This window comes from Mesorhizobium sp. M1D.F.Ca.ET.043.01.1.1 (assembly GCF_003952385.1).
Lineage (GTDB): Bacteria > Pseudomonadota > Alphaproteobacteria > Rhizobiales > Rhizobiaceae > Mesorhizobium.
The window spans coordinates 960,401-974,344 of the sequence record NZ_CP034444.1 but is presented as its reverse complement, the minus strand read 5'-3'; the positions used below and the strand labels follow the sequence as shown (position 1 = coordinate 974,344).

The window sequence follows — 13,944 nt, the reverse complement described above, 5'->3', positions numbered from 1 at the left end:
TGCAGCGCTGATATAGACGGCGATTTCGGCCAAAGTCTTGCCAAATGGCCGAAAACGACCAAATGTCGCGCACGCTTTGAAAGCCGGTTCGCGGCGCCTCACCCCGAAAGCAGGATCTGATGACTTCGAGACCTTCGATTGCCTTCGCTAAATTCGCCGCGCCCAAAAAAGGCAGCGTCTTCGTGCTTGCGGCCGAGGGCGGTGGCCTTGGCGATGCAGCGAAGGTCTGCGACCCGGCCGGCGCGTTGGCGCGCGCGTTTCCGGTCGCCGATTTCTCCGGCAAGTTCGCCGGCACGGTGGAGGTGCTGGCGCCGGAAGGAACGTCTGTCGACCGGCTGGTGGCGATCGGCGCCGGCAAGGTCGCAAGCCTCGACGACTACGCCTGGCTGAAGCTCGGCGGCGCGGTTGCTGCCGCGCTGCGCAAGACTGCGGAAGTCGCTGTGATCCTCGACATGCCCGAGTTCCAGCCGGACGGCCGGCAGGCGGCGAACCTTGCCGCAGGCATCCTCCTGCGCAGCTACGGCTTCGACAAATACAAGACCAGGAAGGACAAGGACGAAGGCCAATCAAACGCCAACGGGGCCGACGCCAAGGCGTCGGAGACCAAAAAGGCGGAAGCGGCGAAGCCGGCCAAGATAACCATCCACTGCGCCGACCCGACCGCCGCCAGGAAGGCCTTCGCCGGTGAAGAGGCCGTTATCGACGGCGTGCTGCTTGCGCGCGATCTCGTCAACGAGCCGGCCAATGCGCTTGGACCGGTGGAGTTTGCCGCGCGCGCGAAGGAGCTGGAAGCCCTCGGCGTCGAGGTCGACGTTCTCACCGAGAAGGAGATGAAGAAGCTCGGCATGGGTTCGCTGCTCGGCGTCGCGCAGGGCTCGCCGCGCGGTGCCCGCATGGCCGTCATGCAATGGAAGGGCGGCAAGGCCAAGGACGCGCCGATCGCCTTCATCGGCAAGGGCGTCACCTTCGACACCGGCGGCAATTCGATGAAGCCGGCCTCGGGCATGGAGGACATGAAGGGTGACATGGGCGGTGCCGCCGCCGTCACCGGGCTGATCCACGCGCTGGCCGCGCGCAAGGCCAAGGCCAATGTCGTAGGCGTCATCGGCCTTGTCGAGAACGCCGTCGACGGCCACGCGCAACGGCCCGGCGACATCGTCACCTCGATGTCGGGCCAGACCATCGAGGTGCTCAACACCGACGCGGAAGGGCGCCTGGTGCTGGCCGATGCGCTCTGGTACGCCAATGATCGCTTCAAGCCGAAATTCATGGTCAACCTGGCGACGCTCACCGGCGCCATCATGGTCGCGCTCGGTCAGCACTATGCCGGCCTGTTCTCCAACAATGACGAGCTGGCAGTCAGGCTGACCGGCGCCGGCCAGGCGACGCAGGAGCGGCTGTGGCGCATGCCGCTCGGCGCCGAATACGACAAGCTGATCGATTCCAAGAACGCCGACATGAAGAACATCGGCGGCCGCTATGGCGGCGCCATCATCGCCGCGCAATTCCTGCAGCGTTTTGTCAAGGACACGCCCTGGGCGCATCTCGACATCGCCGGCACCGCGATGGGCGGGCCGGCGAGCGAGATCAACCAGTCCTGGGGCTCCGGCTTCGGCGTGCGCCTGCTCGACCGGCTGGTGCGCGACCACTACGAGGGGTAGGCTTCGAAGGATGGCCGACATCCTCTTCTACCATTTGACGGAATCGACGCTCGAGGAGGCGCTGCCGGGCCTGCTCGAGCGCAGCGTGGAGCGCGGCTGGCGCGCGGTGGTGCAGACCGGAACCGAGGAGCGGCGCGACGCGCTCGACCAGCATCTGTGGATTTTCCGCGACGATTCCTTCCTGGCGCATGCCACCGACCGCGAGGCCTATCCGGCCGAGCAGCCGGTCCTGCTCACCACGGGCGAGGGCAATCCCAATGCCGCGCAGATCCGCTTCCTCGTCGACGGCGCCGTGCCGCCCGAGCTTTCCGGCTACGAGCGCGCCGTCTTTCTGTTCGACGGCCATGACGCGGCACAGCTCGAAGGCGCGCGCGGCCACTGGAAGACGATGAAGGAAGCCGGCCACGCCGTCACTTACTGGCAGCAGACGCCCGACCGGCGGTGGGAACGCAAGGCCTGAGGTCTTAGCGGTCGCCGATCGTCACTTTGTTGATTTTCGTGCCAGGCGGGAGGTCTTTTACCTGCCGGTGAATCTGGCCTGCGATATCACCCCCGCAAAGTATACTTACAGCAGATTTGTCTGCAATCAACGGGGTATCCCCGCACCAGGCATTCGTTCGGCTTGATGATGGGCGTCGCTCCAAACCGCATTTTGAGTTAGATAGACGCCAAGCTCACGCGGCGGGGGAGGATGCGGATCAGGATCGTCGGAACCGGCCGGGCGGTGCCGGCAGAGTGCATCACCACGCGCGCCCTGGAGGAGAGGCTGGGCCTCGGCCGGGGTGCGCTCGAAGCCGCCACCGGTGTGGTCGAGCGTTACGTCTGCGAGGCCGAATCGCAGATCGATCTCGCCTGCGCTGCCGCGCGGGTCGCGCTTGAAGATGCCGGGCTCGAAGCCGAGGCCGTCGATCTGATCATCGGCGGCTGCGGCGTGCCTTACCAGCCGCTGCCGGCCACCGCGCCTTTGGTCATGCGGCGTCTCGGCCTCGCCGACGGTTCGGCCGCCGCCTTCGACGTCAATAGCACCTGCCTTGGCTTCCTCACCGCCTTCGAGACGGCAGGCCGCACGATCGACGCCGGGCAATGCGAGACGGCATTGGTCTTCTCCGCCGAAGTGGCTTCGCGCGCACTGCCGTGGCGGGAAGCGCCGGAGGTCGCGGCACTCTTCGGCGACGGCGCGGCGGCGGCCGTGCTGCGCAGGGCGGGGGCCGGCGAGGGCAGCAGGGTGGCGGCGAGCCTGATGCGCACTTATCCATCCGGCTGGGAAGCCTGCGGCATCGGCGCCGGCGGCACGCGCTTCGATTTCCATCGTCAGCCGGAAGAGTTCGCCGAGCACAGCCTTTTCCACATGGACGGCAAGGAACTGTTCCGCCTGACGTCGCGCCATTTCAGCAGCTTTGTCGGAGACCTGCTGGAGCGTGCCGGCTGGCGGCATGAGGATATCGACCTCGTCGTGCCGCATCAGGCAAGCCCGTTGGCACTTGCGCACATGGCGCGCCAGACCGGCTTCGCGCCGGAAAAGCTGGTCGACATTGCCGCCCGCTTCGGCAACCAGATCGCCGCCTCCATTCCCTTCGCCCTCGATATCGCGCGCCGCGAGGGCCGTGTGGCACCGGGCATGAAGCTGCTCGTCCTCGGCACCTCGGCCGGCGTCTCGTTCGGCGGCATGGCGTTGGAAGCCTGACGATGGCTGTCCTCGTCACCGGCGCCAGCGGCTTCCTCGGTTCCCATGTGCTCGAGCGGCTGGCGGCGACGGGCACGCTGGCGCTCGGCCTTGGCCGCGACGCGGCCCGTTGCGCCGCGCTGGAAGCCGCCGGTCATCGCATCATCCGCCATGATCTTTCTCAGCCGCTCGACGGAGCGCTCGATCCGAGACTGGGCAGGGTCGAGCGGGTCATCCATTGCGCCGCGCTTTCCGCGCCGTTCGGCCGTCCGCAGGATTTCGAGATGGCAAACGTCTCGACGACGCGGAACCTCCGCGATTTCGCGATCCAGCAGGGCGTCAGCCGCTTCGTCCACATCTCCAGCCCATCCGTCTGCTTTGCCTTTCGCGACCAGCTCGGCCTGACTGAGGACGTGGCCTTGCCTGACCCGGTCAACCACTATGCCCGCACCAAGCGCGAGGCGGAGCGGATCGTGCTCAGCGCCGCCGAAATCCATCCGGTGGTGCTTAGGCCGCGCGGCATTTACGGCACCGGCGATCGCGCGCTGCTGCCGCGCCTGATCAAGGCGGCGAAGAGCCGGTCGCTGCCACTCTTCCGCGGCGGTCGGGCCGCGATCGATCTCACCCATGTCGACGATGTCGTCGATGCCATCATGGCGGCGCTTGCGGCACCCAAAGAGGCCGAAGGCCAGATCTTCAACATCTCCGGCGGCGAGGTGCTGCCGGTGCGCCGCATCGCCGATGAGGCCTGCGCCCGCGCCGGCCTTGAGGCGCGCTGGCGGCCGATGCCGCTGCAGCCGGCAATGCTTGCGGCGGGTCTGATGGAAGCGGTGGCGCTCAGGCTGCCCGGCAGCCCGGAGCCGCCGGTCACCCGCTATGGACTCGGCCTCTTCGCCTACGCCCAGAGCCTGGATCTCTCCAAGGCAAGACGCATGCTCGGCTGGACGCCGAAGATCGCTCTCGAAGAGGGGCTCGACCGCACCTTCTTCAGCAGGGCCAGGCTATGAAGATCGTCTTCGCCAACAGCGCCTGGGTCAACGCCGCCGAACGGCTCATCCTGCGCGGCGGCAGCTGGCAAAGCGTGCGGCTGCGCGTGCGTTACGGGCTGATCTTGCATCCCCTCGCCGGAGCGGTGCTGGTCGATACCGGCTATACGCAAGAAGCGCTTTCGGGAGAGCGACGGGGCCGGATGCTGCGCCTCTATGGCGCGTTGCTGAAACCCGAGCTCAACGCCGCGGGACAGGTCTTGCCGGTGCTGAAGTATTTCGGCCTTTCGCCGGATGACATAGGCACCGTCATCGTCACCCATTTCCATGCCGACCACATTTCCGGCCTGTCGCTGTTTCCAAAGGCGCGCTTCATCGCCAGCGATGCCGCCTGGACGCGGGTCAAGGCGCGAACACCGCGCCGGAATTTGCGCCACGGCATCTTCACCGAGCTCTTTCCGGCGGATTTCGAGACGCGTTTGGACGGTCTGTCCTCCAAGCCGCGTGTCAAAGCGAACGATGGCGTGCCCGGCGGCGGCGATCTCTTCGGCGACGGCAGCGTGATCGCGGTCGATCTTCCTGGACATGCCGATGGGCAGTTCGGCCTGCTGTTTGCCGGCCTCGATCGGCCGCTTTTCTATGCCGTCGACGTGCAATGGCTGCTTCAAGCCTTGACCGAAAGCCGCACGCCCGGCTTCCCGGCCACGCTGATCGCCGAGGATGCCGTGGCAATCGAGCCGACCAGCGCTATGTTGCGGCGTTTCATGGCCGCTGGCGGCGAGGTGGTTCTCTGCCATGATCCGGTGCCGACGGCCTACGATCTGGCACTGAGTGATCCGGAGGCCGCATGAACGCTTTGGCGGAAGCGATCGGCTCTTTCGCCCTGACGAGCTGGGTCTCGCGCAAGAGCCGCGCCGACTTCGAGCGCTGGCAGGCGGCCGCCTTGCGCCGTTTCCTCGACCGCGACCTGCCGCTCGCGCCTTTTTATCGCCACGCGCCGGCGCGTCTCACCGACCTGCCGGTGACCGACAAGGCGCTGCTGATGGCACGCTTCGAGGATTTCAACATCCACGGCATCACCACGGCCGAAGCCTGGGCGACTTTGACCCGCGATGGGCGCGTCGGTTCGCTCACTGTCGGCGCAAGCACCGGCACATCGGGCAATCGCGGCCTGTTCGTGATTTCGGAGGCGGAGAAATACCGCTGGCTGGGCACGATCCTCGCTAAGGCGGCGGCCGATCTTCTGTGGCGCGGCATGCGTGTCGCCGTCATCCTGCCGCAGAACACCGGCCTCTACGACAGCGCCCGCAGGTCGCGGCTGATCAAGCTTGCCTTCTTCGACCTGACGCTCGGACCGGAACGCTGGCGCAGGGCGCTGGAAACCTTCGATGCGACTGTGATCATCGCGCCGCCGAAAGTGCTGAGGCATTTCGCCGCCCAAGGCTTCCGCCTCCAGCCGAAACGCATCTTCTCGGCCGCCGAGACGCTCGATCCGGTCGACCGTCCGGTTATCGAAGATTTCTTCCGGCTGCCGCTCGACCAGATCTACATGGCGACCGAAGGGCTGTTTGCCGTGACCTGCCGGCACGGCAGCCTGCATCTTGCCGAAGACTCGGTCTTCTTCGAATTCGAGCCGGCCGGCGATAGTTTGGTGACGCCTTTGGTCACTGCTTTCCGCCGCCGCACGCAGATCATGGCGCGCTACCGGATGAATGACCTGCTGCGGCTTTCGGAGCGGCCCTGCCGCTGCGGCTCGCCGCTGCGCTGCGTCGACGAGATCATCGGCCGCATGGACGATGTCTTCCGGCTGGATTCGCCATGCGGTCCGATCCTCGTCACGCCGGATGTGCTGCGCAACGCCGTGCTCAAGGCCGACCGCCGCATCGACGATTTTCGGCTCGTGCAGACCGCGCCCGATGCGATCGAGCTGAGACTGCTTCCGGCGCTCGCCGACGAAGCTGCCGCCTCCGCACATCAGGCGGTGCGCGCGCTTTTTGAAGCACGAAAGGCAACCGCGGCCGTCACTCTCATTCGCGCGCCGCTGCCGCTGGAGACGAGCCGCAAGCTGCGCCGCGTCGAACGCCGGCCGGAGCGGGCTCCGTGAGCCGGGCGATCGCCACGGAAATGCCGGTCCAACAGGCCGACCGCGTCGAAAACATCCCGGCCAACGTCGAGGCTTTCGTCCGGTTGTTCAACGAGGTGCCGGTAAACGACCTCGTCGCAAATCTGACGACCAAAGTCGAAACCCTCGAGGTCGCGGGCCGGAGCTTTCCGCTGACGCTCAACGACGCCGGCGAGGCGCCGAACTGCTACATCTGCTGCCCCTCCAGCGCCTATATCGACTATGCGATAGACGAGACGCGCAACTTCGCCGCCCACCCGCTGCTGCGGCGCGCGCTCCGGGCCCTCATCGGCGCCTGCGCGCCGCTGGTGAGGGCAAGCGGCCTCGACCATCAGGTGCAGGTCAACAACTGGCTCTATTCCACCAATCCGGTGCCGCTGCTCGATCGGCGGACAATCGCGGCGCTTCGCTCGGCGCTGGTCGCGCGCTTCCCCGACCGTGCCATCGTCATTCGCTCGTTGAACGAGATCGCCGATCCTGCGAGCATCGCGGCCCTGAAGGCCGAAGGCTTCCGCATGCTGGCGGCGCGGCAGGTCTACATCTTCGCCGACCGCAGCGCAGCACCTGTCATGACAAAGAACCTGAAGCGCGACCGCAAGCAGCTCGGCACCACGCATTTCGTGCGGGTTGGTGACGCCGACTTCAGTGGGGCCGACTATGCGCGCGCCGAGCAGCTCTACAACATGCTCTATCTGGAAAAATACACGCCGCTCAATCCGCGCTACACAGCCCGCTACATCGCCGAGATGCACCGGCGCGGCGTCATCAGCCTTGCCGGTCTGCGCCGGCCGGGCGGCGAACTCGTCGCGGTCACCGGCCTGTTCGAGAATGGCGCCACGCTCACCCAGCCGATCGTCGGCTATGATACCCGCCTGCCGCTCGGCGAGGGGCTCTACCGCATGGTGATGGCGATGGGGCAGGACCATGCGACGGCGCGCGGCCTGTTCTTCAACATGAGCGCCGGCGCGGCGGGCTTCAAGCGCCTGCGCGGCGCGGTTGCGGCGATCGAGTACATCGCCGTCTATGCCGATCACCTTCCGCGCCGCCGGCGCCTGGCGATCCGCATCATGGAGAGCGTGCTGGCGCTGGTAGGCATTCCTCTGCTCAGGAGGTTCGAATTGTGAGCGAGCGCCGGGATCATGCGAAGGATCACTGGCAGGCGGTGGCGCTGTCGGCCGATATAGCAAAGCGGCCGAAGCGCGTCCTTCTCGATGGCTCACCGTTGGTGCTTTTCCGCTCCGCGCAGGGCATTGCCGCGCTGTTCGACCGCTGCCCGCACCGGCTGGTGGAGCTCTCGATCGGCAAGGTCGTCGGCGGCGAGATCGAATGTCCCTACCACGGCTGGCGCTATGACGGCGAAGGCCGCTGCACCGCCATTCCCGGCCATGTCGGCACCATGCCGCATTACCGCGTGCGCCGCTACGCCGCGATCGAACGCGACGACGTCGTCTTCGTCTCTTCCGGCACGCCGCAGGGCGAACCCTATCTCCACTGCATGCAAGGCAAGGACATCATCGCGCGGCGGCTGCGCTCATCGACGCAGTCGACCGTCATCGATGTCGCAGAAAACATTCTCGACGCCACCCACACCCATTTCACGCACAAGGGCCTGCTGCGCGGCCTGACCTCGAAGCGGCATCTGGTGCAGGTCGAGGTGACCGGCGGCGAAGGCTGGGTCGAAGCCCGCTACACCGGCGAGGATCGCCAGCAAGGCCTGATCAGCCGGCTGCTGGAAGGCGAGCGCGCGAAAACCATCGGCCGCTTCCGCCATCCCGGCATCGCCGAGCTCGAATATTGGGGCAAGGACGGGCTGGTGCTCGCCACCACCTTCCACCTGCGGCAGGCCGACGACCGCACCGTCGAGGGCGTCGGCTGGCTGATCGGCCGCCGCCAGGGCCTGCTCGGTGAGTTGAAGGCGCTCGCCTTCAAGCCGCTCTTCACCATCGCGCTGCACCAGGATCGCCGCGTGCTGAAGTCCGCAAGCGACAACGCCCGTTTCGCGCCCCGGGCACTGCCGGTGATCGGCCCGCTCGATTTCCTGCGCCGGGATATTACGGCGATCATGGAAGGGAAGATGCCGGTGGCGGCGAGTGAGCCAAGGGTGCATCAGATCGAATTGTGATCGGCCGCGGACAGCAGGAAGTTCACACCTCAAGAACGGTCGCTCGGCCCGTTCCACTCGATATCCCGGGTGGCCGCCGCCTGCAGGCTGATCCCTTGGCGCCAGGCCACTCCGGCGATCTCGGCCAAGGCCGGCCACTGCGCCTTCACAGGTGCAGGGTCGCCCGGCCAGTCGAGCAATTCCTGGCCATCGCGCATGGCCTTCCGAAAGCCGCCGAGGCCACCAGAACGCAACGCTGCCGGCAGTCCGTAGATCCACATCGCAAGCCGCACCGTTTGCGGCGCGATGACGTCGGGGATCACTTCCGGCCCGTCACCGAGCACCGCATCGGCAAACCGCGCCGTGTCGCGAAAAAAATGCAGGCCGCTCACCGCGCGCGGATTGCACTCCAGCGGCAGCACGCGGCCGTCCTCCTCGCGCATCAGGTCAAAGGAGATTTGGCCAGTCCATCCAGTTGCGGTGACGATGCGCTCGACCAGTTCGCGCGCTGCCTGATCTTCGACCCGTTCGAAGAAGATCCCGGCGCCCTTGCCGGCGCGGTAGAGCGAGCGGTAGAGCGCCAGCGCCTTGAGCCTGCCCTCGCGCGCAACCGCATAGGCGCTGATCTCGTCGCCATCGACAAAACGCTGCGCCACCCACGGCATGGCGGGCGAGGGGGCGATGGCGTCGAGAAAATCCGGCGTCGGACGCAGCAGCACATGGCTGGCGAAGCGCGACCAGACCGGCTTGAACACCAGCTCGCGTGACCGGCCGCGCACCGCCTCAAGATCGGCGGTCGATTGCAGCAGCACTGTTTCCGGCACGGCGAGCCCAAGCCGTTCGGCCAGCCGGATGAAGGCATGCTTGTTGTGGACTTCCGCCAGAAGCTCGATGCCGGGGGCGAACAATCGTGCCGGCATCGCCCGGCCACGCCAAGCCATGGCGAGATGAAAGACTTCCTCGCAGGTTGGAATGACGAGATCTATGCCTTCCGCCCGAACCAGCGCTTCGACCGCCTCGGCATAGGCCCGCGGCTCGAAGCGCGGCGGCGGCAGCCGATGGTAGCGCGCGCAGGCTTTGCTCGTGGCGGCGATTGGGCGCGCCGGCGCGTCGGCCAAGATCACCCGGCGGCCGGCGCCATGGAGCAGGCGCGCCAGATGCAGCGCCACCGGCGCGCGCGCCCCGGTGATGAGCACGGTTTTGTCAGCCCCCGGCATCAGGTCTCGCGATCGTTTCCGTCGTGAAGACCGTTGCGTGAAATCGGCGGACTTGGCAATTGCGCTACCTTCCGCCGACTGGCAGCGCGCGCTGGACGACATTGAGGAAGAAGCGGATGCCGATCGGGACGATGGCATCGTTGAAGACGAAGCGGTCGCCATGCAGTCCCGCGCCTGGGCCGACATCGCCGGCGCCGATCCACACATAGGCGCCGTCGCCGACGCCCTGCAGCAGGAAGGCGAAATCCTCGCAGCCCATGCTGGGCTGGAATTCGTCGACCACGCGTTCGGCGCCCACCGTATCCGCGCCGGCTTGCGCCGCAAGCTTTGCGCCGCTTGCCGGGTTCACCACGGGCGGATAGCCGCGCCTGTAGGTGGGCTCAGCCCTGGCGCCGTGCATGGCGGCCGCAGCCTGCGCCACGCGCTCGATCTCGACCGCGCTATGGTCGGAAAGCGCTAGGTCGTAGAAGCGGCAGGTGCCTTCGACCTTCACCTCGCCCGGCACGAAATTGTTGAAGCGACCGCCATGGATCTGCGTCACCGACAGCACCGCCGGCGACAGCGGATCGACGCTGCGGGAGACCAGCCGCTGGATCGCGGTGACGAAGCTCGCCGCGGCCAGCAGCGGATCGTCGCCCAGATGCGGCATCGCCGCGTGGCAGCCGCTGCCGCGAAAGACGATCTCGAAATCGTCGACCGCGGCCATCTGCGGCCCGGCGCGCACGCCGATATGGCCTTCCGGAAAGCCCGGCCAGTTGTGCACGGCAAACACCTGCTCTACCGGGAAGCGTTTCAGCAGCCCGTCCTCGATCATCTTCCTGCCGCCGCCAAGCACCTCCTCGGCCGGCTGGAAAACGAACACCACGGTGCCGTCGAAATCCTCGTTTTCGGCGAGCAGCCTGGCCGCGCCGAGCAGCATCGCGGTGTGGCCGTCGTGGCCGCAGGCATGCATGACGCCGTCCTTGCGCGAGGCGTAGGCGATATCGGCACCTTCCTTGATCGGCAGCGCGTCGAGCTCGGCGCGCAGCGCGATGGCCTTGCCGCTCGCGCCTTTGGTCAGCGTCGCCACCACCGCCGTGGCGCTGACATCGGTATGGACGGCAAGGCCGAATTCTTTGAGCTTTGCCGCGACAAAAGCCGCCGTTTCATCCTCGGCGAAGCCGAGTTCCGGATTGGCGTGGATCGCCTGTCGCCAGCCGATCACCTCCGGCACGATCGCCGCCACCTTGTCGTTCTTCCGCATCGCTCTGTCTCCGCATTCGAATGCGCCCATCTAGCCGGCATCTTCGGCGAGCGTCTTGAACGGGATTGACGGGCAGGGCGCTTTCGCGAAAGGCTGCGTCCATGAGCAATGCCAGCGAGCAAAGGGAGCGCGAAGCTGCAAGGCTGACGCGGCATGAAGGCCTCGGCGGTCTCGAAATGCTGGCCGCCCGCTATCGCGACCATGCCTATTCCTTGCACACCCATCCGACCTGGGTGTTCGGCGTCGTGGTGGCCGGCGTCGAGAAGCTCAGGATCGGCCAACGCCAGCATCTGGCGCCGGCGGGCACGATCATCATCGTCAATCCGGAAGAGCCGCATGACGGCGAAAGGGGGGCGCCCGCCGGATGGGCCTACCGCACCTGCTATCCCGACGCCGCGCTGATGGCCGAAATCGCCGAGGATCTGGACCTGCCGACCCTGCCGATGTTCGGCAAGGGGACCGTGGAGGCGCCTGAGCTGGCACGTGCCTTCGTGCGGGCGCATCGCCTGGCAGGACAGGCGCTTGAGCAGGAAGCGGCGATGCTGGCGGTGCTGCGCGAACTGGTGAGCCGCTTCGGCAACGGCAGGCACCGCGACAGCGCGCCGGACGGCGGCGAAACGGCGCGGCGCTTCCGCCTCTATGGCGAGCTGATGGCCGCCGATCTTGCGGCCGGCTTCGACCTTGCGCATCTGGCCGCAGCCGCCGGCGTCACCCGCTTCCGGGTCATCCGCGACTTCCACCGCGCCGCCGGCATGACACCGGGCCAATATCTGCGCGACCGACGCATCCGAGTGGCCTCGGCACTGATCAAGACCGACATGCCGCTGGCCGAGATCGCGGCGGCGACCGGCTTCGCCGACCAGAGCCATCTCACCAGGGTGTTCAAGACGATCAAGGGCCTGTCGCCGGGCGCCTGGCGCGCCGCGGCGTAAACCCGGCGTTTCGGTGTCGCTGCGGTGCGCTACAGCCTGGCCTTGATGCGTTTCATCTTGCCGCTGGCATAGTCGCCATAGCGCAGCTTCGACTTGCCGTGCCGATCCTTAAATGCGTACCACTCGCCGTCAGGCAGCTTGCGTTGGTAGACGACCTTGCCCGCTTGGCGGTGCTCGAAGCAGGTCGTGGACTTCTTAGATCCCCACGAGCCGTACCACGCCGCGCGATAGCAGAGCTTGCCGCCGCCCGGAATGAACCACATGCCGTCGCCATAGCCGGGCTTGCCTTTGTCGGAGGTCCAGGCGTCAAGCTGCCGCTGCTTCACTGCGAAGAACGCGGCGCCGTTCTTGCCCCACAGCCAGGAATGGTTCTGATAAAGCTGGTAGATGCCTTCGTCGGAGACGACGGCGGCCCTGGACGCCTGGTCGTCGACTGTCGCGGCCTTGGCCATCGCAGGGGCCTGCAAGCCGACAATAAGAACGGAGCAGGCAAGCGCTGCTCCGACAAATTTCCCCGAAACCCGTTTCACGCCACTACTCCGTTACGCAACGCCTACGCCCGTCTCCAAAGCCGGGCTTTGGAGCTTGTCACTTTCGAACTTGAAGCTGAGGCCCGTCCCGGGTGCCGGGACGGGCTGATCTCTAGGTCTTACGGCAGCACGTGCTGCGTCACCCGCCAGTCGGGCAGCCCGTAGCCGTTCAGCCACGGCCAGGTTTCCTTCTGGTTGAAGTAGACCACCGAGGTCAGGGCCGGAAACTCCGCATAGGACTTGCGGGTTTCGTCCGCCCACTTCGTCACATAGTCCTGGTTTCCGACATAGCCGAGCTCGGCCACGATCACCGGCTTGTTGAATTTCGCGACACGGTCGTAGCCGGGCTTCAGCGTTTCGGCGAATGTCCGGTCGCGACCGGCTTCGTCATTATCCTTCTTCTGCAGGCCGAACACCGACAGGCCGATGACATCGACATAGTCGTCGCCCGGATAGTATTTCTCGAGGCCGTCCATTCCCTTGGGCGACCACATGTATTTGGCCGCCGGCGCAGCCTTGCGGCAGACATCGACCTCGCGCTTGTAGGCGGCGATCCAGTCCTTGGGCGCCCAGTTGGCCCAGGTGAAGCGACCGTTGGTGTCTTCCATTTCCTGCGCCCAGCGGATCGTCACCGGGCTCTTCATCTGTCCGACCAGGTTGCAGATTGCCTGCATGTTGGCATCGTATTTGCCGCCCAGGATGCCGTTGCGCAGCTCCGGTGGGGTGATGCGCCAGTCCTTCGACCACGTCCACGGCTCGATGGTGATCAGCAGCGAGCGGCCGCGCTGCAAGGCGTAGGCGTCAGCCAGCGGCAGCGTCGAGAGATCGACGTCTTCCCAAGGCAGGAAGAGCTCTTCGATGGTGGCCGATTTGTCATTGCTGAAGTCGCCATAAGGATCATAGGAGCCGAATGCCGACGCGGCCGAACTCGTCTGCACTGGATCCGTTCCCGGCGGCGATCCCGCCGATGCCGGCAGCACAAGGCAGCCGCCGACGATAAATGCCGACACAAGTGCGGTTGCTGTGGAGTATTTCATGCCCAACCTCCATAGCCTCAACGAAGGATGTTGAAGCTCGCCACAGCGTGCCGACAGGGATCGGCACGCAAACCCAATCGGTCTGCCGACGTGAACTGTGGGTTTTTGAGCGACTGGGACGGGCACAGCTTTGGCGCGAGGCCGTCCATCAGAATAATCCCTCGGGTGCCTGAACCTTGGTGTCCCCGGAGACTGTCGCCGCGATACTCACAAATTCGCGTCAACATTACGATATTAACCCTTCCTGATATAAGAGCCTATGCTTGGCCAGAGTCAAGAGCAATTAACCGTTACTTAACCCTATCGGGCCGGACATGGTTAACGCGACGGTTGCAAAAAGGGCCGCTTGGCTTTCGTCGGGAATCCTTGGCGCGGCGCGCCAGGCCGCAACGGCTGTCCCGCCTCGGCACGAGGTTAACCAGTTCTCAAGAAGCTTGGTTAAGGGAGGCTTA

At 66.1% G+C, this 13,944-nt stretch carries 13 protein-coding genes; 9 read left to right on the top strand and 4 right to left on the bottom strand.

Annotated features, from left to right (window positions below; genetic code table 11):
- Positions 1-119 precede the first annotated feature (119 nt).
- From EJ067_RS05105 to EJ067_RS05070, 8 genes are all read left to right on the top strand, one after another.
- Positions 120-1,661 carry a leucyl aminopeptidase gene (locus EJ067_RS05105; protein WP_126084961.1) on the top strand — a complete coding sequence of 514 codons (1,542 nt, stop codon included), beginning with the start codon at positions 120-122 and terminating at the stop codon, positions 1,659-1,661.
- 10 nt (positions 1,662-1,671) lie between these two features.
- Positions 1,672-2,121: a DNA polymerase III subunit chi gene (locus EJ067_RS05100; protein WP_126084960.1), complete on the top strand. Its 450-nt coding sequence runs from the start codon at positions 1,672-1,674 to the stop codon at positions 2,119-2,121.
- A 231-nt stretch (positions 2,122-2,352) separates the two neighbouring features.
- Positions 2,353-3,345 carry a 3-oxoacyl-[acyl-carrier-protein] synthase III C-terminal domain-containing protein gene (locus tag EJ067_RS05095; protein ID WP_126084959.1) on the top strand — a complete coding sequence of 331 codons (993 nt, stop codon included), beginning with the start codon at positions 2,353-2,355 and terminating at the stop codon, positions 3,343-3,345.
- Positions 3,346-3,347: 2 nt separating this feature from the next.
- Complete coding sequence (locus EJ067_RS05090) at positions 3,348-4,331, top strand: NAD(P)-dependent oxidoreductase (protein WP_126084958.1); 984 nt, start codon at positions 3,348-3,350, stop codon at positions 4,329-4,331.
- Positions 4,328-5,161, top strand: coding sequence for an MBL fold metallo-hydrolase (locus tag EJ067_RS05085; protein ID WP_126084957.1), 834 nt, complete (start codon positions 4,328-4,330; stop codon positions 5,159-5,161). The genes EJ067_RS05090 and EJ067_RS05085 overlap by 4 nt, the downstream gene beginning before the upstream one ends.
- Positions 5,158-6,414: a F390 synthetase-related protein gene (locus EJ067_RS05080; RefSeq protein WP_126084956.1), complete on the top strand. Its 1,257-nt coding sequence runs from the start codon at positions 5,158-5,160 to the stop codon at positions 6,412-6,414. The genes EJ067_RS05085 and EJ067_RS05080 overlap by 4 nt, the downstream gene beginning before the upstream one ends.
- The gene (locus EJ067_RS05075) at positions 6,411-7,556 is read left to right on the top strand and encodes a GNAT family N-acetyltransferase (protein ID WP_245468179.1); all 1,146 of its coding nucleotides are present in this window, start codon (positions 6,411-6,413) and stop codon (positions 7,554-7,556) included. Before EJ067_RS05080 ends, EJ067_RS05075 begins: the two co-directional genes overlap by 4 nt.
- Positions 7,553-8,554: a Rieske 2Fe-2S domain-containing protein gene (locus tag EJ067_RS05070; RefSeq protein WP_126084955.1), complete on the top strand. Its 1,002-nt coding sequence runs from the start codon at positions 7,553-7,555 to the stop codon at positions 8,552-8,554. Before EJ067_RS05075 ends, EJ067_RS05070 begins: the two co-directional genes overlap by 4 nt.
- 29 nt (positions 8,555-8,583) lie before the next feature.
- On the opposite strand, the gene EJ067_RS05065 is transcribed toward EJ067_RS05070, so the two are convergent.
- Positions 8,584-9,750 carry an ATP-grasp domain-containing protein gene (locus EJ067_RS05065; protein ID WP_126084954.1) on the bottom strand — a complete coding sequence of 389 codons (1,167 nt, stop codon included), beginning with the start codon at positions 9,748-9,750 and terminating at the stop codon, positions 8,584-8,586.
- Between the two features lie 64 nt (positions 9,751-9,814).
- Positions 9,815-10,993: an amidohydrolase gene (locus EJ067_RS05060; protein ID WP_126084953.1), complete on the bottom strand. Its 1,179-nt coding sequence runs from the start codon at positions 10,991-10,993 to the stop codon at positions 9,815-9,817.
- A gap of 101 nt (positions 10,994-11,094) precedes the next feature.
- On the opposite strand from EJ067_RS05060, the gene EJ067_RS05055 reads away from it, so the two are divergent.
- Positions 11,095-11,925, top strand: a complete 831-nt coding sequence (locus EJ067_RS05055; protein ID WP_126084952.1) for an AraC family transcriptional regulator — start codon at positions 11,095-11,097, stop codon at positions 11,923-11,925.
- Between the two features lie 29 nt (positions 11,926-11,954).
- On the opposite strand, the gene EJ067_RS05050 is transcribed toward EJ067_RS05055, so the two are convergent.
- Positions 11,955-12,455, bottom strand: a complete 501-nt coding sequence (locus tag EJ067_RS05050) for a DUF995 domain-containing protein (protein WP_126084951.1) — start codon at positions 12,453-12,455, stop codon at positions 11,955-11,957.
- Between the two features lie 119 nt (positions 12,456-12,574).
- Positions 12,575-13,492 carry a glycoside hydrolase family 26 protein gene (locus EJ067_RS05045; RefSeq protein WP_126084950.1) on the bottom strand — a complete coding sequence of 306 codons (918 nt, stop codon included), beginning with the start codon at positions 13,490-13,492 and terminating at the stop codon, positions 12,575-12,577.
- Positions 13,493-13,944 lie beyond the last annotated feature (452 nt).

Bases quoted from the DNA above. Each gene is read 5' to 3' on its own strand.
- EJ067_RS05105 (WP_126084961.1), top strand. From the start codon at position 120: ATGACTTCGAGACCTTCGATTGCCTTCGCTAAATTCGCCGCGCCCAAA.
- EJ067_RS05100 (WP_126084960.1), top strand. From the start codon at position 1,672: ATGGCCGACATCCTCTTCTACCATTTGACGGAATCGACGCTCGAGGAG.
- EJ067_RS05095 (WP_126084959.1), top strand. From the start codon at position 2,353: ATGCGGATCAGGATCGTCGGAACCGGCCGGGCGGTGCCGGCAGAGTGC.
- EJ067_RS05060 (WP_126084953.1), bottom strand. From the start codon at position 10,993: ATGCGGAAGAACGACAAGGTGGCGGCGATCGTGCCGGAGGTGATCGGC.
- EJ067_RS05045 (WP_126084950.1), bottom strand. From the start codon at position 13,492: ATGAAATACTCCACAGCAACCGCACTTGTGTCGGCATTTATCGTCGGC.
- EJ067_RS05065 (WP_126084954.1), bottom strand. From the start codon at position 9,750: ATGCCGGGGGCTGACAAAACCGTGCTCATCACCGGGGCGCGCGCGCCG.
- EJ067_RS05080 (WP_126084956.1), top strand. From the start codon at position 5,158: ATGAACGCTTTGGCGGAAGCGATCGGCTCTTTCGCCCTGACGAGCTGG.
- EJ067_RS05085 (WP_126084957.1), top strand. From the start codon at position 4,328: ATGAAGATCGTCTTCGCCAACAGCGCCTGGGTCAACGCCGCCGAACGG.
- EJ067_RS05090 (WP_126084958.1), top strand. From the start codon at position 3,348: ATGGCTGTCCTCGTCACCGGCGCCAGCGGCTTCCTCGGTTCCCATGTG.
- EJ067_RS05055 (WP_126084952.1), top strand. From the start codon at position 11,095: ATGAGCAATGCCAGCGAGCAAAGGGAGCGCGAAGCTGCAAGGCTGACG.